This is a genomic window from Chelativorans sp. J32 (assembly GCF_000518985.1).
In the GTDB taxonomy this organism is placed as follows: Bacteria; Pseudomonadota; Alphaproteobacteria; order Rhizobiales; family Rhizobiaceae; genus Chelativorans.
Genome location: NZ_JAEQ01000011.1, coordinates 24,766 through 41,800, shown reverse-complemented (window position 1 = coordinate 41,800; position 17,035 = coordinate 24,766). Strand labels below are relative to the sequence as shown.

The following is a 17,035-nucleotide window of genomic DNA, read 5'->3' as shown; positions in this document are numbered from 1 at the left end:
CCGGACGCTTATGCCAGCTCGATCACAAAGCCACTGACCGGCAGCGCAGGAAAGCGATTCATCGGAATCGTCAGATCCTGCTCGGGAACCGTGTAACTCGCGGCAAGGAGCCGGCGGCTGGCCTCGATCATCAGTGCGATGGTCAGCCACTCGCCGGGGCAGCGGTGACCGGCGATAAAGCCGCCGCCCCCCTGAGGGATGAGGCTGTATGCGTCTCCTTGCCAGCCACGGAACCGCTGCGGATCGAAGCGATCAGCCTCTTGCCAAGCCTCTGGATGATGATTGGTGCCGTAGAGATCGAGAAGCACCCAGTCGCCGCCCGCGAAGCTGTGGCCGCTCCATGAGAAGGGCTGCAGAACCCGGCCGCCGATCATCGGAAAAAAGGGATAATAGCGGCGCACCTCCTGAACGAAGGCTTCCATATCTGCGTCGGGAAGGCCGGGCGCGAGGTGCTCCACCGCATTGCGATGAACTTGAAGAGCATGGCCGGCGAAGGCGATGAAGCGGGCCACCGCCACCAGCGGACGCAGGAGATTTATGAGTTCGACCGCGGCGACCTCCGACGGCAGCTGTGCGCCCGTAAGATCACGATGATCTGCGATGCGTGCAGCCGGACTGTCCGCGCCCACGGAAAGTTTACCGTTTCGGATCTGTTCTATCATCTGCCGCGCCCACCGTTCAGAGCGCCTGCGCATCAATCTGGCGCGAAGATGTCCCGGTCCGAACCCGCCCGCGCCCTCGATCATGGCCGAAAGCTCGGCCGTCCTGCGCTTCGGATCCGCTCGCTCCAATGGCAGGCCCGTCCAGACAATCGCCATCCGCGCCAGAGCCTCACGCGCAAGATCGTGCAAACGGACGCGGCGGGGGGAGCGGGCGAGTGCGGCCTGCCATTCTGCCCGGAAAATCGAGATCGCCCTACCGATGCCGGCGGCGTCCATCATGTCCATGAACATCTGCTTGCGGTGGCGGTGTGCTTCGCCGTCCAGGGTCTGCACGCTGCCCCAATCCTGCAAAAGCGCGAGTGCAGTGCGGGGGATCGCGCCCCTTCGGGTGAAGCGGCCCGGGCGATAAAATTGCTCTGCAGCAGCCGGCCCGCGCATGCAAACCACCTCGCGCATCATGATGCGGGTGCGGAAAGCATCCGTGGCGAGCGTGTTGCAGCGATTGCTCACGAACAGATAACCCTCGCGCCACAATGCAAGGCTGCTGTCAAAAGCCGGAACACGCGGAATGGCGGAGGCGGAGGTAAGCATGCCTCACAACGCGCGGCTTACGAACCTCGTTCCGCGGCGGTGGAAACAGAGGCGCCCTCCCGGGAGGCCGCCTCGGTCCGATGGCCCATGTTCGCTCGCGCAACCGCCTGCGCCGGTTCCGGCACTGACGGCTCCAGATGTTCGTCGGTGATCAGGCGCGCACCGCGTTCAAAGGTGAGATAGCGCCAGAGCCACTGCAACGAAACCATGAGGCGGTGCTGGAAGCCGACCAGGAGATAGACATGTATGATCGCCCAGGAGAGCCAGGCGATCCATCCGGTAAGCTTGAAGCGGCCCTGCTCGAAGACAGCCGCATGCCGGCCGACGATCGCGGTATTGCCGCGGCCGTGATAGACGAAGGGTTCGAGCGGCGTTCCTTGGCGCAGATGGCGGGCGAAGGTGCGCCCGAAATGCCTGCCCTGCTGCTTGGCGACTTGAGCCAGACCAGGGAGAGGCTGTCCGTCCTCACCGGTGAAATGGGCGGCATCGCCCATGGCGAACACATTGGTCAGCCCCTTCACGCGCATCGTATCGTCCACGATCACGCGACCCGCCCGGTCCGTCTGGGCACCGAGCTGGGCGGCCAGCGGCGAAGCGGCGACGCCAGCCGCCCAAAGCACCAGCCCTACCGGTATCGTGTTGCCGCCAAAGGTGATGCTGTCCTTTTCGATGTTTTCGACGGGTGTGCGCGTATAGACCTCCACGCCCAGCCGTTCGAGACGATCATGGGCATATTTGGACATTTTCTCGGAGAAGGCGGGGAGGACGCGCGGTCCCGCTTCGATGAGCATGATCCTCGCAGCCTCGGGTCGGGCGCTGCGGAAATCCCGCGCGAGCGTCAAGCGGCTGAGCTCGGCGAGCGACCCGGCCAACTCAACCCCGGTGGGCCCGCCACCCACGATGGCAATGGTCATCTGGCGCGCCTGTTCCTCCGGATCTGTCGTGCGCTCGGCGCGTTCGAAAGCGAGGAGGGCGCTTGCGCGGATTCGCCGTGCGTCGGCAATCGTCTTCAGCCCCGGCGCAAAACGGGCCCATCCGGGATTGCCGAAATAGCTGTGGGTGGCACCCGTGGCCAGGATAAGGTAGTCGAATCCGAGGCACGAGCCGTCCACCAGATGGAGCTGCCGGGCAGACATGTCGATGCTCTTCACCTCACCGAGGAGCACCTGCACGCTCTCATATCGCCTGAGCACTTTCCGGATCGGCTCGGCTATATCCGCCGCCGAAAGCGCCGCCGTAGCCACCTGATAGAGGAGCGGCTGAAAGAGATGATGATTCTGCCGGTCGAGGAGCACGACGGAAATGCCGGCCTTGCCCAATTCCCTCGCCACCTCGAGGCCGGCGAAGCCTGCACCGAGGATGATGATGCGCGATGCGCGCGGTACAACCGGTTCGGCCGGAGGCAGCTCTTCCCTGGCGCTCAAAGCAGTACGGCTCCCTGATTTCGGTCTCATTCCGCTGCGGACCGCCGCAGGCACTTGCCCGACGAAACGCGACCTCATGGCGCTTGTTCCGCTGTTAAACTGATGATTCAGGCGGCGATTTGCAATGGAACTCCAGCGGATCCGAGCGGTTCGCTGAGGCAATCATCGGCCGGAGCATCTCATGAACACGAAACGATATGCATTCTACAGCGGCGCAATGGCAGGTCTTGCCTCGCTCCTTGCAGTCATCGGCTCGGCGGCGGCCGAGGGGCGCGGCGCTCTCCAGCCTATCAACGCCACAAGCCATTGGCTGCACGGCCAGAAGGCCGGCAAATATAAGCGCGCCGATGCAAGCCACACCGGGGTGGGACTTGTGACCCACGCAGCATCGGCAATGTTCTGGGCAGTGCCCTTTGCATATTGGGCATCGCGGCGCGCGCCACAGAGCCTGCCGCGGCTTCTCTGTGGAGCAGCAGCGGTTTCAGCCTTCGCGGCTCTCTTCGATTATGGCGTCGTGCCGCGCAGGATCACTCCGGGATGGGAGCTCGCCGTGTCGAACCGCGCCGTGGGCGGTGCCTTTGCGGCGATGGCGATCGGACTTGCAGCCGGCGCCTGGGCCGCCCAGCGACGAAGCTAGGGAATAACGGCGCATCTTCCCGCAACGCCTGCTCGGAACCTTACTCGCACTCGCGGATTGAAATTTCGCTCAACAGCGAAGCAGGTTGCAATGCAGGTTCCGCCGATCCGCGAAGACGGCCTACAGCTTAGCGAAAAAAGGAAGTTTCACCGCATATTCTGGACGACGGAGCGGGTGGCGTGGATCGTGTTCGCGCTCATCCTCGGGCTCGCGCTCCTCGGCCTCACCGGGGCGGGAGGCTATTGGTCGCGGATCACGCAAACGCTTCCCACCGGACAGGTGGAGTATCCCCGAGTTACGCGCTGGGAATCGACGGACGAATTCCGGGCAAGCTTCAATGGTGGCGCCGAGACGCATCGCCTGAGCCTCGGCTACAGCTTCTTCGAAAATTTCGAGGTGGAGGCGATCCAGCCGGAGCCGGAACGCACCCTAACGCTGCCTGAAGGTGTGGTGATGGAATTCGCGGCGGGAGAAGGGGCTCCGGTCAATGTGATCATCCATACGCGCTCGCTTCATTCAGGCTTGATCGATTACCGTGTCGCCCTGGATGGTGCCGGTGTCGAAGCCTCGATTCTGATCCTGCCATAGGAGAAAGGCGATGGACTCCGTCGTTCGCGGAATCGCGGTCTACTTCTTTCTTTTGATTGTCATCAGGCTTTCCGGGCGGAGGTCCCTCGCCGAAATTACCGCCTTCGACTTCGTTCTCCTGCTGATCATTTCAGAAACAACGCAGCAGGCGATGCTCGGCGACGATTTTTCGCTGATCAACGCCTTCCTTCTTATCCTGACCCTCTTTGTGACGGATATCGCGCTTTCTTATGTCAAGCAGTGGTCGCCGAAAACGGCCGTTCTCGTCGACGGCACTCCCACCGTCCTGATCAGCCTCGGCAAGGCCGACAAGGAAGCGCTCAGGCGCACTCGTGTGAGCCTGGACGAGGTCATGGAAGCTGCGCGGCAGCAGCACGGACTTGAGCGCCTCGACCAGATCAAATTTGCGGTGCTGGAGATCGGCGGGAATATCAGCATCATCCCGCGCTAGCGGCTAAGTTCCCATCGCGAAAGATAAATCTCAGCCGGAACTTTCGCTCCTGCGTCATGTTTGTGCACCATCGTGGCAGGAGGCAGGATGGAAAGGCTGGTTTACGGCGCGCTGGCTGGATTGTCAGCAACGACGGTCATGACGGCGGCCATGAGGCATTTATGGTCAGGGCTCGGCGCGGAGAAACGATACCCCCTACCGCCGCGTGAGATCATCGAGCAGGTAAAACCGACCGGAGGAGAAGGCGCGAGCCGACTCCAAACGATCCTTGCACATTTCGGCTTCGGCGCTCTGGCCGGCGCGATGTATGCGGTGTGGCCCGAACGCCGGCCCAACGGGGTGATCTATGGATTGGGCGTCTGGGCCGGCAGCTATCTCGGTTGGATTCCAGCGCTTTCCATTCTGAAGCCCGCGACAAGGCACCCTGCAGAGCGAAATTTGCTCATGCTGGCGGTCCACGTCGTCTGGGGCGCCGCGCTCGCCATGAGCCTCCGCGAGATCGAAGGCGCTTCGAGAGACGTTTTCGCCGGCGGACAACCAGCGGATGCGGATCATGGCTTCACCCGGAGGAGACTGGTATGAACAAGGGCAATCCCTTCTGGTTCGACGGCGTGGCGAGCAAGGATTATCCCGCGCTTGCCGAGGACCTCACGGTCGATGTCGCGATCGTGGGCGGCGGAATCGTCGGCCTCCACTGCGCTCATCGGCTCTCGGGCACAGGGCTCAAAGTCGTGCTTCTCGAAGCGAGGCGGATCGGTCGGCAGGCCACCGGAAGGTCGACTGCGAAGGTTACGTCTCAGCATGGCCAGAGATATGCAAGCTTGACGAAAAAATTCGGCGACGAGCAAGCGCGCATCTATGCACGGGCGAACCAGGACGCGGTTGCCGAGATCGCGGCTCTGGCGCAGGCGATGGAGGCGCAGGCCGGACTGGAGCCGAGACCCGCCTATATCTACGCGGTCGATGATGAACAGGCCGCACAGCTGAAAAAGGAATACGAGGCCGCCAAAACCTTGGGCCTCCCCGCGGAAATCGTTTCCGGCGCCGGGCTGCCGTTCCACACGACAGCGCTGCTTCGATATGACGGACAGTATCAGTTCAATCCATATCTCTATCTGGTGGGGCTTGCCGAACGGATATCGTCGGAAATACCCATCTACGAGCAGAGCCGCGTAACGGAAATATCCGCAGGAGAGCCCATCCGTCTCAGCGTCAATGGCCGAACGGTCACCGCAGCACATGCGGTCGTGGCAACGCAGATGCCCGTCGTGAACGAGGGAAAGTTCTTCGCGAAAGCCTATCCTTTCGCCCACGCCGTTGTAGCCGCAAGGCTGCCGGACGGAAAACGGGTGGAAGGGATGTTCATTAGCTCGGGAACGCCTTCCCATTCGCTGCGAACGGCAGTGAAGGACGGGCAAACCTATCTCATCGCCGCCGGAGGCGAATTCAAGACGGGAGAACCGGAAAAGGAGCGCGAGATGGTGGAGGACCTGCGCTCCTTCCTTTCAGCCAATTTCGGCATCGATGAATTCACGCATCTTTGGACGAACGAGGACTTCCGTCCCATGGACGGTGCAGCCTTCATCGGGCCCGCCACAAACAGCCATCAAAACCTCCTCGTCGCGACGGGCTTCGATGCCTGGGGGATTACCCAGGGAGTCGTCGCCGGAGGGATTCTGGCGGAGCGCATATTGGGGCGCTCGCATCCCGCCGCAGATCTTTTCGACTCGACGCGGGTCAAACCGATGGCAAGCGCGGCGGAGTTCACGAAGGGGAATATCAAGGCGGCTGGGCATTTGATCGGCGATCGGGTGATGAAGCGTGCGGCCGTTCCCCTGGACAGCATCGCGCCGGGAGAGGGCGGCATCATCTCCCACAAGGGAGAGCAGCTTGCCGTGCGCCGTCACGACGACGGATCGCTGATTGGCCTATCAGCCACCTGCACGCATATGGGCTGCATCGTCGGCTGGAACGGGATCGACCGCACATGGGATTGCCCATGCCATGGTTCACGTTTCGATGAGAGGGGAGAGGTTATAGCTGGCCCCGCCGTTTCCGCGCTCGAGCCGCGGGATGTCCGGGAGCTCGAAGAAGGAGGTTCATGAGAGTTCTCGTTACAGGCGCGACGGGGCTCATCGGCAGCACGCTTTGTGCCCAACTCGCAGCCGAGGGCCACCATGTAATCGCAGTCGTGCGGCCCGGCAGCAGCGCGCTGCCGGCCGGCGCCGCCCAGATCGTGGAGATCGACATGGCTCTGGCCACCGGCGCGCAGGTGTGGGCGGAGCATCTTCTCGGCGTGAACGCGGTCGTCAATTGCGTCGGCGCGCTGCAGGACAGTGCCCGAGAGGATGTGGAGGGCGTGCATGTGACCGGCGCGGCAGCCCTGTTCCGGGCATGCGAGAAGCTGGGCATAAGGCGTGTCATCCACTTTTCGGCGATCGGCGTGGATCGCGCTCAACCATCGGCCTTCTCCACCACCAAGCTGGAAGGGGATCGCTTGCTGATGGAACGCGACCTCGACTGGGTGATCCTCCGCCCTTCGGTGGTTCTGGGCAGGAACGTGTTCGGGGCCAGCGCGCTGATCCGCGGACTTTCCGCGCTGCCAATCGCCCTGATAGTGGACCGGACCGCACCGTTGCAGGTGGTCCAGCTCGACGACGTGGCGGCGACCGTCTCCTTCTTCATCCAGCCCACCGCACCAGCGCAGGTCGCATTGGAACTCGCCGGACCGGAGCAGCTGCCAATGGACGAGGTAGTAGCCCGTTATCGCCAATGGCAGGGATGGCCACCGGCGCGCCGGCAACCGCTGCCCGGCTGGGCGACGAACCTGCTCTATCGCGCCGGCGACCTCGTGAGTGCCCTTGGCTGGCGGCCACCGGTGCGCAGCACCGCGCGGAAGGAGATAGAACGCGGCGCCGTGGGCAATCCACGGCCCTGGAGGTCGATGACCGGGATCGTACCCACCTCGCTTTCGAGTGCCCTGATGCGCGAACCTGTCACGGTGCAGGACCGCTGGTTCGCACAGCTCTACTTCCTGAAGCCGGTGATCTTCATCGTGCTGCCGCTGTTCTGGATCGGCACGGGGATCGTCTCCCTCTCAATCGGCTATCGCGAAGGAGTGGAGCTCATGCTGCGGACGGGGGCAGGATCCCTGGCAGGACCCAGCGTCATAGCAGGCGCGATCGCGGATTTCCTCGTGGGCATCGCAATCGCTTACCGGCGGACCGCACGTCATGGCCTCTATGCAGCCATTGCCCTATCGATCTTCTATATCGTGGCCGGCTCGGTGCTGCTGCCCTCGCTCTGGGCAGAACCCCTCGGACCATTGGCAAAGATCTGGCCGATCCTCGTGCTCCACTTCGTGGCGCTCGCAATCCGAAAGGAGCGGTAGAGACCGATGCTCTACTTCCTGCTCAAGTTCCTGCATGTGATCGGTGCCTCCGTGCTTCTGGGAACAGGTGCCGGCATCGCCTTCTTCATGCTCTTGGCGCATCGGACGGGGAACGCAACGGTAATTGCCGGGACGGCACGGATCGTGGTCATTGCCGATTTTCTGTTTACCGCCACGGCCGTGGTGGCACAGCCGGTAACCGGGGTCGCGCTCATATGGATCGTCGGCTACCCGTTCGGCGAGCATTGGATCATTCTTTCGATCCTGCTCTACCTCGTCACCGGCGCTTTCTGGCTTCCGGTCGTATGGATGCAGATGGAGATGCGCCGGCTTGCAACGAAAGCGGCAAGCGAAGGGGCGCCCTTGCCCAAACGTTACCATCAACTCTTCCGGCTCTGGTTCGCGTTCGGCTTTCCCGCATTTGCGGCGGTGCTCGGCATCTTCTGGCTGATGATCGCCCGCCCCTCCGAGATCTGGTAGCTTGGAGGCCGGGTCATCGGCTCTTATGTTCGGTAGAGAGGATATCGAGGGAAATGAGCCGCCTTCTTATCACATTCGGGATCATTCTGGTTGCTGCCGGCCTCCTCTGGCCGCTCATTCAGAAGGTCGGGTTGGGGCGGTTGCCTGGAGATCTTGCCTTCGGCAGCGAGCACTTCCGGGTCTACATTCCGATCACCACATCCATTCTCATCAGCATCGTCCTGAGCCTGGTCCTCTGACTTCTTAATCGCTGAGGCTGCTCCGAGATTGTGGTCCGTGGCGAAGGCCGACTTCCTCGGCCAGCCTCTCGAACTCGCCCTTGCAATCGTTCAAGGTGGGCAAGCCCAAATCGCGGAGTTCGCGGTGAATCTTCCGCGCCGGCTCGGAGGAAAGATCGTCCTTGAACATGCGATAGACCTCCTGGGCCGAGCCGTATTTGCGAAAGCGTTCCTGCTCAGCCCGCGTGGCCTCCTGAACGTCCTTCAACCTATCGCGCTTGCTTTGGGGATAGGAATCCGCATCGGCATCGAGCACCGGGCGGAAAGCTTTCCGTTCCAGAAAGTCGACCAGCTTTTCCCTTGCTTTGTCGGGCATGCCTGCCTCCTTTTCGCCCTGGCGCACCGGTTCCCAATCGTTCGGCGGAGAGGAGGTTCCTCATCAGAATTTCGCCCTTGGGCCGCGGGCGGCGCCACACCATATGAGCAGGACCTGCTACCGGGAGCATTTTGATATGAAGCCTTTTTCCGTACTCGATCTCGCCCCTATTCCGGAAGGCGCTTCGCCTGCGGAGGCTCTGCGAAATACGGTGGATCTTGCCCAGCATGCCGAACAATGGGGATATCATCGCTTCTGGCTCGCCGAGCACCACAATATGCCGGGTATCGCGAGCGCCGCCACAGCGGTGCTGATCGGGCATGTGGCATCCCGAACCTCCACCATCCGGGTCGGCGCGGGCGGGATCATGCTGCCCAATCACGCGCCCTTGGTGGTGGCCGAACAGTTCGGCACGCTTGCGACGCTCTTTTCGGACAGGATTGACCTGGGGCTTGGCCGTGCTCCGGGGACCGATATGATGACCGCGAGGGCACTGAGGCGAGGCCTCGACAATGGTGAAGGTTTTCCGCAGGACGTTCTGGAGCTGATCGCTTATCTAGACGATCCCGAGCCCGGACAACGGGTTCTGGCCATTCCAGGCGCCGGAACCCACGTGCCCGTCTGGATTCTCGGCTCGAGCCTCTATGGAGCACAACTCGCCGCCCATCTCGGGTTGCCTTATGCCTTCGCCTCGCACTTCGCGCCCGCTGCCCTCGAACAGGCGCTTGCCGTTTATCGAGAGACCTTCCGCCCCTCGAAACACCTGGAGCAGCCACGTTTCATGCTGGCGCTTAACGTGTTCGCAGCAGACACGGATGAAGAAGGCCTCTTCCTCAAGACTTCGATGCAGCTTGCCTTCGCCAGATTGCGCACCGGCCAGCCCGGGCCCTTGCCGAGGCCCGTAAAGGACATCTCCGAGCATGTCGATCCGGCGATGATGCCGCATATCGATCATGCGCTCGCTTGTACCGCGGCCGGTTCCCCCGAGACGGTACGCCGGCAACTGCAAGGCTTCATCGAACGTTTCAGGCCGGATGAGCTCATCATCACGGGCCAAATTCACGATCATGCCGCCCGATTGAAATCGTTCGAGATCGCTGCCGATGTGCTGAAGGGATCGGGTTGACTTGCCCCATATCGGCAGAGTCTTACGCCTCTCTGACAAAAACTGCCGGTTTTAAACGATTTAGTCTTTTTTGAAATTTTTTAAATCGATTAATGATTTGAAATTGTTTGCTTTTTCTGGTCCTGAAAAGAAGCCCGCCTATATAGGCTGTCCGTCGGTCACTCTGGCCGGCCTTTTCCGATCAACACTTGTTCTGGAGTGACTTATGCAAGAGACCGGCCTCCGCAACCCCACCAGGGGCATCGAGACCAGCGGGCTTAAGACCAGCGGGACCGTTTTCTTCAATCTCACCGAGCCCCAGCTCTACCAGGAGGCTATCCAGAGAGCGGAGGCCCGCCTTACGGCCCATGGCGCGTTGGTGGCCGTGACGGGGCAGCACACGGGTCGGTCGCCGAAGGACAAGTTCATCCTGCGCGATGCGGATACCGAAAACGAGATCTGGTGGGACAACAACAAGCCGATCTCGCGCGAGCATTTCGAAGCACTCTATGAAGATTTCAAGCGTCACGCCGAAGGGCTCGACCTGTTCGTGCAGGATCTCGTCGGTGGCGCGGACCCTGATAATGCGCTGCCGGTACGGGTGGTGACGGAATTTGCCTGGCACTCGCTCTTCATCCGCAACCTTCTGATCCGCCCGAAGCGCGCAGAGCTTGAAAGCTTCGTGCCGCAGATGACGGTGATCGACCTGCCATCCTTCCGCGCCGATCCGAAACGGCACGGCTGCCGCAGCGAAACCGTCATCGCGATGGATCTGAAGCGCATGATCGTCCTCATCGGCGGGACGTCCTATGCGGGGGAGATGAAGAAATCGGTCTTCACCGCGCTCAATTACCTGCTGCCCGCAAAGGGCGTCATGCCCATGCACTGCTCGGCCAATGTAGGGCCCCAAGACGACGTCGCCGTTTTCTTCGGCCTGTCGGGAACGGGCAAGACGACGCTTTCGGCGGATGCCTCGCGAACCCTGATCGGCGACGACGAGCATGGATGGGGTCCCCATGGCATCTTCAATTTCGAGGGCGGGTGCTACGCAAAAACCATCAAGCTCAGCCGCGAAGCGGAACCGGAGATTTTTGCCACCACAGAGCGATTCGGCACGGTGCTGGAGAATGTCGTCATAGACGAGCATGGGATGCCCGATTTCGACGATGGCAGCCTCACGGAGAATACGCGCTGCGCCTATCCGTTGCACTTCATCTCCAATGCCAGCGAGACAGGCAGGGCAGGGCAGCCCAGAAACATCATCATGCTGACGGCCGACGCTTTCGGCGTGATGCCGCCAATCGCCAAGCTCACCCCCGCGCAGGCCATGTATCATTTCCTTTCCGGCTACACCGCGAAAGTGGCGGGGACGGAAAAAGGCGTCACCGAGCCAGAGGCGACCTTCTCGACTTGCTTCGGTGCGCCGTTCATGCCCAGGCATCCCTCCGTTTACGGCAATCTCCTCAGGGATCTGATTGCGGAGCACAAGGTGGACTGCTGGCTCGTCAATACGGGATGGACAGGCGGCGCCTATGGCACCGGCCACCGTATGCCGATCAAGGTGACCCGCGCCCTGCTTTCTGCGGCTCTGGATGGCTCGCTTCGGACAGCCGAGTTCCGGACCGACGCCAATTTCGGCTTCGCCGTGCCGGTGGCCGTTCCGGGCGTCGACAGCGCGATCCTCGATCCGCGCGCTACGTGGACGGACAAGGCGGCCTATGATGCGCAGGCAGAGCGGCTCGTCTCCATGTTCGTCACCAATTTCGAGAAATTCGAGGATCACGTGGAGGCGGAGGTGATGAACGCCTCGCCGCAGATCCGGCAAGCCGCCGAATAGACTTGCTCCCGCAGCGTTCCCGAACCATCTTTCCGACGTGAGTCGCGCCGGCATCCGTCCGGCCGCCTTCTTGCGGGCTAAGCGGCACTGCAGAGCGGAACGATTATGAACGACGGGCTCCACATCCGGCCTGGCATTTTCGTCGAGGAAGACGAGCTGGAGGAGCAGTTCATTCGCGCATCCGGTCCGGGCGGGCAGAATGTGAACAAGGTGGCGACGGCGGTGCAGCTGCGCTTTCACGTTGCCAACGCGCGGCACTTGCCGGAGCGCGTGCGGACCCAGGCGCTGAAGCTTGCGGGAAGCCGCGCCACCAAGGAAGGCGAGATCGTCATCGAAGCAGGGCGCTTCCGCACCCAGGAGCAGAACCGCGCCGACGCACGTGCCCGATTGACGGAACTCCTGCTCAAGGCTTCCGAGCCGCCGCCCAAGCCGCGCAAGAAGACGAAGCCTTCCAAAGGTGCGGTGGAGCGCCGGCTGAAGGAGAAGGCGGGTCGCTCCAGCGTGAAAAAGATGCGAGGGAAAGTCTCGTTCGACTGAGGCGATCCTCGGGCGTTTGCCTTCCGGCGTTTTCTGTTTGATATTTTCGTGCGCTACGATCTCAGGCGCACATTTCATTTTGGAGGCATATCCCATGAGCATTTTCGACTTCGTCAAATCCGTTGGCCAGAAACTAGGCATTGGAAACGACGAGCCGCCGGCAGCGGACCAATTGAAAAAGGAGTTGGACTCGCACAAGCTCGGCACCGACAACGTGGATGTCGAAGTTCAGGGCGATAAAGTGGTGCTCAAGGGCGAAGTGGAGGACCAGACGGTCTTCGAGAAAGCCGTCATCGCAGTCGGCAATACTTTGGGGATCTCCAAGGTCGAAGCTTCGGAATTGAAAGTCACCAGCGCACCCGCCAAGGAGCCCGTCTTCTATACGGTGAAGAAGGGCGACAATCTCTGGAAGATCGCCGAAGCCCATTACGGGAAAGGGAAGGGTGCGAAGCACACGGTGATCTTCGAGGCAAACAAGCCGATGCTCAAGCACCCCGACAAGATCTATCCGGGCCAGGTGCTGCGCATCCCCGAGCTCGTCGACTGAGCCAAGACCCGGCGCTTCATTACCCGGGTCTGGGTATCCGCACCGGTTCAAGCGGTAGCACATGCTCTCTCTTCCACCTGGAATAAGGCACATGCCAGGTCTCCTGCCGCCCAGCGAGCAGGAGATCTTGCTGGCCGACATACGCGCGGTCGTCGTCGAAGCGCCTCTTTACGTCCCGGCCATGCCGAAGACGGGCACGCCCATGAGCGTGCGCATGACGAATTGCGGTTTGCTCGGCTGGGTGACCGACAAGGAGAGGGGATACCGTTACCAAGCGATCGATCCCGTCACGGGGAAACCCTGGCCTCCCATTCCGCAGCGCCTGCTCGATCTTTGGAATGAAGTCGCCGGCTACCCCCACCCGCCGGAAGCCTGCCTCGTCAACTTCTATTCCCCCGACGCCAAGATGGGCCTGCATCAGGATCGCGACGAAAAGGACTTCGACGCCCCGGTGGTTTCCGTCTCGCTGGGCGATGATTGTCTGTTCAGGGTGGGCGGTACGAGCCGCAAGGGCGGCACTGTTTCGTTCCGGCTTTCAAGCGGCGACGTCGTGGTACTCGGCGGGGAGGGCCGGCTTGCCTTTCACGGCGTGGACCGGATCTATCCGAACACATCCACTCTCTTGAAGAACGGCGGGCGTATCAATCTCACGCTGCGCCGGGTAAATTCGCCTTCGATCAGATCTTCCTGAGCGCGACTTCCTGCACGAGGTGGTTCGCGCCTTTGCGCAGGATAAGGTCTGCTCGGGGGCGCGTGGGGAGAATGTTCTCGCGCAAATTCTTCAGGTTGATGTTGGACCAGAGTTCCTCCGCAATCGCCTTCGCCTCATCTTCGGAAAACTGCGAATAGCGATGGAAGAAGGAATTCGGATCGCGGAACGCCGTTTCGCGCAGGCGCATGAAGCGATCCACGTACCAGTGGTGGATCAGTTCTTCAGGAGCGTCGATATAGATAGAGAAATCGAAGAAATCCGATACGAACGGTACCGCCTTGCCATCCTTCGGGAGATCCCGCGACTGCAGCACGTTGATGCCTTCGAAGATCAGGATATCCGGCCTATCGATTGTGACGAATTCGCCCGGGCGCACGTCATAAGTCAGGTGCGAATAAAGCGGTGCACGCATATTGGGCAATCCCGCCTTGATGCCGGACAGGAAGCGCAGGATCGCACCCACATCGTAGCTTTCCGGGAAGCCCTTGCGCTCCATCAAACCTTCCTGGAGCAACACGGCGTTGGGATAGAGGAAGCCGTCGGTCGTCACGAGATCGACTTTGGGACTGGATGGCCATCTGGCCAGCAGTTCCTTCAGCACGCGGGCAGTGGTGGATTTCCCCACCGCAACCGAGCCAGCGATGCCGATAATGAACGGCGTCTTCACCGCATGATCCGAATCGAAGAAGATCTGGCGCTGCCGGTAAAGAAGCTGACTTGCCTCCACGTGGGCGGAAAGCAGGCGCGACAGCGAAAGATAAATGCGTCGCACCTCTTCAAGATCGATCGGGTCGTTGAGGGATCGGAGCCGTCGAACCTCGTCCTCGGTGAGTGTCAGCGGGGTGTCGGCGCGGAACTTGGCCCATTCCTCCGCCGAAAAGAAGCGATAGGGCGAATAGCGTTCGGCGGGTACCAGTTGGTCCATAAGCGTCTTTTCCGTGCCTGCCTTCCGGCTCATCTTATCAAGCAGCGCTCTCCGGCGGCTTACCGCGCGACGCCTTTTCCGCCACCCCGGACTGGCCGGTGCGGGATTCAAGCTCCGACAATACCTCTTCAAGGGGCACCCCTGCTATCGCCAGCACCACAAGCCAGTGGTAGATAAGATCGGCGCTTTCGGCCACCAGGGCCTTCCTGTCCTGCCCGACCGCGGCGATAACAGTCTCCACCGCCTCTTCGCCCAGTTTCTTGGCGGCTTTTTCCATGCCTGCCGAGAAAAGCCGCGCGGTCCAGGACTGCGTGTCCCCGGAACGGGCGCGTTCGGCGATAATGCCTTCAAGCCTCGACAGATCGAATCGGCTCATGCGCTCTCCCTTCGCCATCCCGTGTGTCCAGCCGCATGGGAATGCCAGCTTCCGCCATATACCGCTTCGCTTCGGCGACCGTATAGGTCCCGAAATGGAAGATCGAGGCGGCGAGCACCGCGGCCGCGTGACCATCGCGGATGCCTTCCACGAAATGGTCAAGCGTGCCGACTCCGCCGGACGCAATGACGGGTGCGCGGACGGCATCGGCCACCGCGCGCGTGAGCGCGATGTCATAGCCGGCCTTGGTGCCATCCCGATCCATGGAGGTGAGCAGGATTTCGCCGGCGCCGAGATCGACCACGCGGCGAGCGAACTCCACCGCATCGATGCCGGTCGGATTACGGCCGCCATGGGTGAAAATCTCCCACCGGTCGACCTCGCCGGCTTGCGACACCTTCTTGGCGTCGATCGCCACGACGATGCATTGGTCGCCGAATTTTTCTGCAGCGCGGGCCACGAATTCGGGGTTCTTCACGGCCGCCGTGTTGATCGAGACCTTGTCCGCCCCGGCAAGCAACAGCCTGCGGATATCGGAGATCTCACGCACCCCGCCGCCAACCGTAAGCGGCATGAAGCACTGTTCCGCCGTGCGGGCGACCACGTCGAAGATGGTCTCCCGATTTTCGTGGCTGGCCGTGATATCGAGGAAGCAAAGCTCGTCCGCCCCGGCAGCATCATATGCCTTCGCAGATTCGACGGGGTCTCCGGCATCGATCAGGTCGACGAACTGGACGCCCTTGACGACGCGACCGTCCTTAACGTCAAGGCAGGGGATGACGCGGGCTTTCAGGGTCATATACGCGCCTTTCGGAGCATTGCGAGCGCCTCCTTAGGATCGATGCGGCCGTCATAAAGTGCCCGGCCGGAAATTGCGCCTTCGAGCTTGGCTGCGTCCGGCTGTGTCATCCGCTCGATATCCGCCATCGAGGCGAGGCCACCCGAAGCGATGACCGGTATCGACACGGCGTCGGCCAGAGCGATCGTCGCTTCCCAGTTGATGCCGGTCAAAACGCCATCGCGATCGATATCCGTATAAATGATCGCCGCCACGCCCGCACCTTCGAAACGCTTTGCCAACTCGACGGCAGTGAGGTCGGACGTCTCCGCCCAGCCTTCAACTGCAACCTTGCCGCCCCTTGCGTCGATGCCGACAGCGATCTTACCGGGAAATTTCTTGCAGGCATCCCGCACCAAGGCGGGGTCGCTTACTGCGACCGTGCCGAGGATCACGCGCGCAAGGCCCTTTTCGAGCCATGCCTCGATCTGTTGCAGCGAGCGGATGCCGCCGCCAAGTTGCACCGGGTTTTGCGTAGCCTTCAAAATGGCCTCGACCGCAGCCCCGTTGACGCTCGTGCCGGCAAAGGCGCCATTGAGGTCGACCACGTGGAGCCACTCGAAGCCCTGCTCCTCGAACGCCTTCGCCTGGGCGGCCGGGTCTTGGTTATAGACGGTGGCTTCGCTCATCTCGCCGAGCTTCAGCCTGACGCATTCGCCGTCCTTCAGATCAATGGCAGGAAAAAGGATCACGGCAACCACCTCAGGAAGTTTGCGATCAGAGCCAGGCCGAGCGTCTGGCTCTTTTCCGGATGGAACTGCGTCCCGGCAAGATTGCCACGCGCCACGGCCGCGGTGATCTCGCCGCCATAATCGGTAACGGCGAGGACATCCTCCTTACGTGTTGCATCCAGATGGTAGGAGTGCACGAAATAGGCGTGCAGCCCGTCCGGTCCCGTCGGGATGCCGTCGAAAAGCGGATGCGAATGTTTCACGTGAATCGTGTTCCACCCGATCTGCGGGATCTTCAGCGACGGATCATCCGGTGTGATCTCCTTCACATCACCGGCAATCCATCCGAAGCCATTGGTTGTCGTCTTTTCCAGCCCCCGCTCCGACATCAACTGCATGCCGACGCAGATGCCGAGAAAGGGGCGCGCCTGCTTTATGGCAACCTCTTCGATCGCCTCCGCCATACCGGGTACGGCATCAAGTCCTGCGCGGCAATCAGCATAAGCGCCTACGCCGGGGAGCACGATGCGGTCGGCCGAACGCACGCGCTCGGCATCATTGGTGAGATCGATCTCTGCGGCTATGCCGGCTTCCTGAGCGGCACGCTCGAAGGCCTTCGTGGCGGATCGCAGATTGCCGGAGCCGTAATCGATGATGGCGACGCGCATG

The 17,035-nt window shown here is 61.6% G+C and carries 21 protein-coding genes; 13 read left to right on the top strand and 8 right to left on the bottom strand.

The window, feature by feature from the left end; all coding sequences use genetic code 11:
* Positions 1–8: 8 nt before the first annotated feature.
* Together CHEJ32_RS0114780 and CHEJ32_RS0114775 are read right to left on the bottom strand one after the other, a co-directional pair.
* Positions 9–1,253: a cytochrome P450 gene (locus CHEJ32_RS0114780; RefSeq protein WP_028034482.1), complete on the bottom strand. Its 1,245-nt coding sequence runs from the start codon at positions 1,251–1,253 to the stop codon at positions 9–11.
* Between the two features lie 17 nt (positions 1,254–1,270).
* The gene (locus CHEJ32_RS0114775) at positions 1,271–2,677 is read right to left on the bottom strand and encodes an NAD(P)/FAD-dependent oxidoreductase (RefSeq protein ID WP_245261113.1); all 1,407 of its coding nucleotides are present in this window, start codon (positions 2,675–2,677) and stop codon (positions 1,271–1,273) included.
* A gap of 181 nt (positions 2,678–2,858) precedes the next feature.
* On the opposite strand from CHEJ32_RS0114775, the gene CHEJ32_RS0114770 reads away from it, so the two are divergent.
* From CHEJ32_RS0114770 to CHEJ32_RS0114735, 8 genes are all read left to right on the top strand, one after another.
* The gene (locus CHEJ32_RS0114770) at positions 2,859–3,314 is read left to right on the top strand and encodes a hypothetical protein (RefSeq protein ID WP_028034480.1); all 456 of its coding nucleotides are present in this window, start codon (positions 2,859–2,861) and stop codon (positions 3,312–3,314) included.
* Between the two features lie 90 nt (positions 3,315–3,404).
* On the top strand, positions 3,405–3,902 hold the full coding sequence (locus CHEJ32_RS24925) for a hypothetical protein (RefSeq protein WP_051469695.1): 498 nt from the start codon (positions 3,405–3,407) through the stop codon (positions 3,900–3,902).
* 10 nt (positions 3,903–3,912) lie between these two features.
* The gene (locus CHEJ32_RS0114760) at positions 3,913–4,353 is read left to right on the top strand and encodes a DUF421 domain-containing protein (protein ID WP_028034479.1); all 441 of its coding nucleotides are present in this window, start codon (positions 3,913–3,915) and stop codon (positions 4,351–4,353) included.
* A gap of 87 nt (positions 4,354–4,440) precedes the next feature.
* Complete coding sequence (locus CHEJ32_RS0114755) at positions 4,441–4,935, top strand: hypothetical protein (RefSeq protein ID WP_028034478.1); 495 nt, start codon at positions 4,441–4,443, stop codon at positions 4,933–4,935.
* The gene (locus tag CHEJ32_RS24920) at positions 4,932–6,458 is read left to right on the top strand and encodes an FAD-dependent oxidoreductase (RefSeq protein ID WP_051469694.1); all 1,527 of its coding nucleotides are present in this window, start codon (positions 4,932–4,934) and stop codon (positions 6,456–6,458) included. Before CHEJ32_RS0114755 ends, CHEJ32_RS24920 begins: the two co-directional genes overlap by 4 nt.
* Entirely contained in the window at positions 6,455–7,744 is a 1,290-nt protein-coding gene (locus CHEJ32_RS0114745; RefSeq protein WP_028034477.1) for an SDR family oxidoreductase, read from the top strand. The genes CHEJ32_RS24920 and CHEJ32_RS0114745 overlap by 4 nt, the downstream gene beginning before the upstream one ends.
* Positions 7,745–7,750: 6 nt before the next feature.
* The gene (locus tag CHEJ32_RS0114740; protein ID WP_028034476.1) at positions 7,751–8,224 is read left to right on the top strand and encodes a DUF2269 domain-containing protein; all 474 of its coding nucleotides are present in this window, start codon (positions 7,751–7,753) and stop codon (positions 8,222–8,224) included.
* A 53-nt stretch (positions 8,225–8,277) separates the two neighbouring features.
* Positions 8,278–8,463: a DUF2905 domain-containing protein gene (locus CHEJ32_RS0114735; RefSeq protein WP_028034475.1), complete on the top strand. Its 186-nt coding sequence runs from the start codon at positions 8,278–8,280 to the stop codon at positions 8,461–8,463.
* Positions 8,464–8,467: 4 nt separating this feature from the next.
* Here CHEJ32_RS0114735 and CHEJ32_RS0114730 read toward each other — a convergent pair whose 3' ends face one another.
* Positions 8,468–8,818, bottom strand: a complete 351-nt coding sequence (locus CHEJ32_RS0114730) for a hypothetical protein (protein WP_028034474.1) — start codon at positions 8,816–8,818, stop codon at positions 8,468–8,470.
* A gap of 136 nt (positions 8,819–8,954) precedes the next feature.
* On the opposite strand from CHEJ32_RS0114730, the gene CHEJ32_RS0114725 reads away from it, so the two are divergent.
* From CHEJ32_RS0114725 to CHEJ32_RS0114705, 5 genes are all read left to right on the top strand, one after another.
* Positions 8,955–9,944 carry an LLM class flavin-dependent oxidoreductase gene (locus tag CHEJ32_RS0114725; RefSeq protein WP_028034473.1) on the top strand — a complete coding sequence of 330 codons (990 nt, stop codon included), beginning with the start codon at positions 8,955–8,957 and terminating at the stop codon, positions 9,942–9,944.
* A gap of 205 nt (positions 9,945–10,149) precedes the next feature.
* Entirely contained in the window at positions 10,150–11,760 is a 1,611-nt protein-coding gene (locus CHEJ32_RS0114720; RefSeq protein WP_028034472.1) for a phosphoenolpyruvate carboxykinase, read from the top strand.
* 105 nt (positions 11,761–11,865) lie between these two features.
* Positions 11,866–12,297, top strand: a complete 432-nt coding sequence (gene arfB / locus CHEJ32_RS0114715; RefSeq protein ID WP_028034471.1) for an alternative ribosome rescue aminoacyl-tRNA hydrolase ArfB — start codon at positions 11,866–11,868, stop codon at positions 12,295–12,297.
* A 94-nt stretch (positions 12,298–12,391) separates the two neighbouring features.
* Positions 12,392–12,844 (top strand): peptidoglycan-binding protein LysM, encoded by a 453-nt coding sequence (lysM, locus tag CHEJ32_RS0114710; protein ID WP_028034470.1) that lies wholly within the window; start codon positions 12,392–12,394, stop codon positions 12,842–12,844.
* Positions 12,845–12,905: 61 nt separating this feature from the next.
* Positions 12,906–13,535 carry an alpha-ketoglutarate-dependent dioxygenase AlkB gene (locus CHEJ32_RS0114705; RefSeq protein WP_028034469.1) on the top strand — a complete coding sequence of 210 codons (630 nt, stop codon included), beginning with the start codon at positions 12,906–12,908 and terminating at the stop codon, positions 13,533–13,535.
* On the opposite strand, the gene coaA is transcribed toward CHEJ32_RS0114705, so the two are convergent.
* Genes coaA through hisH form a run of 5 tightly spaced genes read right to left on the bottom strand, consistent with a single transcriptional unit; the run spans position 13,522 to position 17,034 of the window.
* Positions 13,522–14,481: a type I pantothenate kinase gene (gene coaA / locus CHEJ32_RS0114700; RefSeq protein WP_028034468.1), complete on the bottom strand. Its 960-nt coding sequence runs from the start codon at positions 14,479–14,481 to the stop codon at positions 13,522–13,524. The two genes, CHEJ32_RS0114705 and coaA, sit on opposite strands and share 14 nt — an antisense overlap.
* A 37-nt stretch (positions 14,482–14,518) precedes the next feature.
* On the bottom strand, positions 14,519–14,857 hold the full coding sequence (locus tag CHEJ32_RS0114695) for a phosphoribosyl-ATP diphosphatase (RefSeq protein WP_028034467.1): 339 nt from the start codon (positions 14,855–14,857) through the stop codon (positions 14,519–14,521).
* Positions 14,829–15,656, bottom strand: a complete 828-nt coding sequence (gene hisF, locus CHEJ32_RS0114690; RefSeq protein ID WP_028034466.1) for an imidazole glycerol phosphate synthase subunit HisF — start codon at positions 15,654–15,656, stop codon at positions 14,829–14,831. Before hisF ends, CHEJ32_RS0114695 begins: the two co-directional genes overlap by 29 nt.
* Complete coding sequence (hisA, locus tag CHEJ32_RS0114685) at positions 15,653–16,387, bottom strand: 1-(5-phosphoribosyl)-5-[(5-phosphoribosylamino)methylideneamino]imidazole-4-carboxamide isomerase (RefSeq protein ID WP_028034465.1); 735 nt, start codon at positions 16,385–16,387, stop codon at positions 15,653–15,655. Before hisA ends, hisF begins: the two co-directional genes overlap by 4 nt.
* Positions 16,384–17,034 carry an imidazole glycerol phosphate synthase subunit HisH gene (gene hisH / locus CHEJ32_RS0114680; RefSeq protein ID WP_028034464.1) on the bottom strand — a complete coding sequence of 217 codons (651 nt, stop codon included), beginning with the start codon at positions 17,032–17,034 and terminating at the stop codon, positions 16,384–16,386. The genes hisA and hisH overlap by 4 nt, the downstream gene beginning before the upstream one ends.
* Position 17,035: the final 1 nt, after the last annotated feature.

Bases quoted from the DNA above. Each gene is read 5' to 3' on its own strand.
- CHEJ32_RS0114725 (WP_028034473.1), top strand. From the start codon at position 8,955: ATGAAGCCTTTTTCCGTACTCGATCTCGCCCCTATTCCGGAAGGCGCT.
- arfB (WP_028034471.1), top strand. From the start codon at position 11,866: ATGAACGACGGGCTCCACATCCGGCCTGGCATTTTCGTCGAGGAAGAC.
- CHEJ32_RS0114730 (WP_028034474.1), bottom strand. From the start codon at position 8,818: ATGCCCGACAAAGCAAGGGAAAAGCTGGTCGACTTTCTGGAACGGAAA.
- CHEJ32_RS24925 (WP_051469695.1), top strand. From the start codon at position 3,405: ATGCAGGTTCCGCCGATCCGCGAAGACGGCCTACAGCTTAGCGAAAAA.
- hisF (WP_028034466.1), bottom strand. From the start codon at position 15,656: ATGACCCTGAAAGCCCGCGTCATCCCCTGCCTTGACGTTAAGGACGGT.
- CHEJ32_RS0114695 (WP_028034467.1), bottom strand. From the start codon at position 14,857: ATGAGCCGATTCGATCTGTCGAGGCTTGAAGGCATTATCGCCGAACGC.
- CHEJ32_RS0114720 (WP_028034472.1), top strand. From the start codon at position 10,150: ATGCAAGAGACCGGCCTCCGCAACCCCACCAGGGGCATCGAGACCAGC.
- CHEJ32_RS0114755 (WP_028034478.1), top strand. From the start codon at position 4,441: ATGGAAAGGCTGGTTTACGGCGCGCTGGCTGGATTGTCAGCAACGACG.
- CHEJ32_RS0114760 (WP_028034479.1), top strand. From the start codon at position 3,913: ATGGACTCCGTCGTTCGCGGAATCGCGGTCTACTTCTTTCTTTTGATT.
- CHEJ32_RS24920 (WP_051469694.1), top strand. From the start codon at position 4,932: ATGAACAAGGGCAATCCCTTCTGGTTCGACGGCGTGGCGAGCAAGGAT.
- CHEJ32_RS0114705 (WP_028034469.1), top strand. From the start codon at position 12,906: ATGCTCTCTCTTCCACCTGGAATAAGGCACATGCCAGGTCTCCTGCCG.
- CHEJ32_RS0114745 (WP_028034477.1), top strand. From the start codon at position 6,455: ATGAGAGTTCTCGTTACAGGCGCGACGGGGCTCATCGGCAGCACGCTT.
- CHEJ32_RS0114740 (WP_028034476.1), top strand. From the start codon at position 7,751: ATGCTCTACTTCCTGCTCAAGTTCCTGCATGTGATCGGTGCCTCCGTG.
- CHEJ32_RS0114780 (WP_028034482.1), bottom strand. From the start codon at position 1,253: ATGCTTACCTCCGCCTCCGCCATTCCGCGTGTTCCGGCTTTTGACAGC.
- coaA (WP_028034468.1), bottom strand. From the start codon at position 14,481: ATGGACCAACTGGTACCCGCCGAACGCTATTCGCCCTATCGCTTCTTT.
- lysM (WP_028034470.1), top strand. From the start codon at position 12,392: ATGAGCATTTTCGACTTCGTCAAATCCGTTGGCCAGAAACTAGGCATT.
- CHEJ32_RS0114770 (WP_028034480.1), top strand. From the start codon at position 2,859: ATGAACACGAAACGATATGCATTCTACAGCGGCGCAATGGCAGGTCTT.
- CHEJ32_RS0114735 (WP_028034475.1), top strand. From the start codon at position 8,278: ATGAGCCGCCTTCTTATCACATTCGGGATCATTCTGGTTGCTGCCGGC.
- hisH (WP_028034464.1), bottom strand. From the start codon at position 17,034: ATGCGCGTCGCCATCATCGATTACGGCTCCGGCAATCTGCGATCCGCC.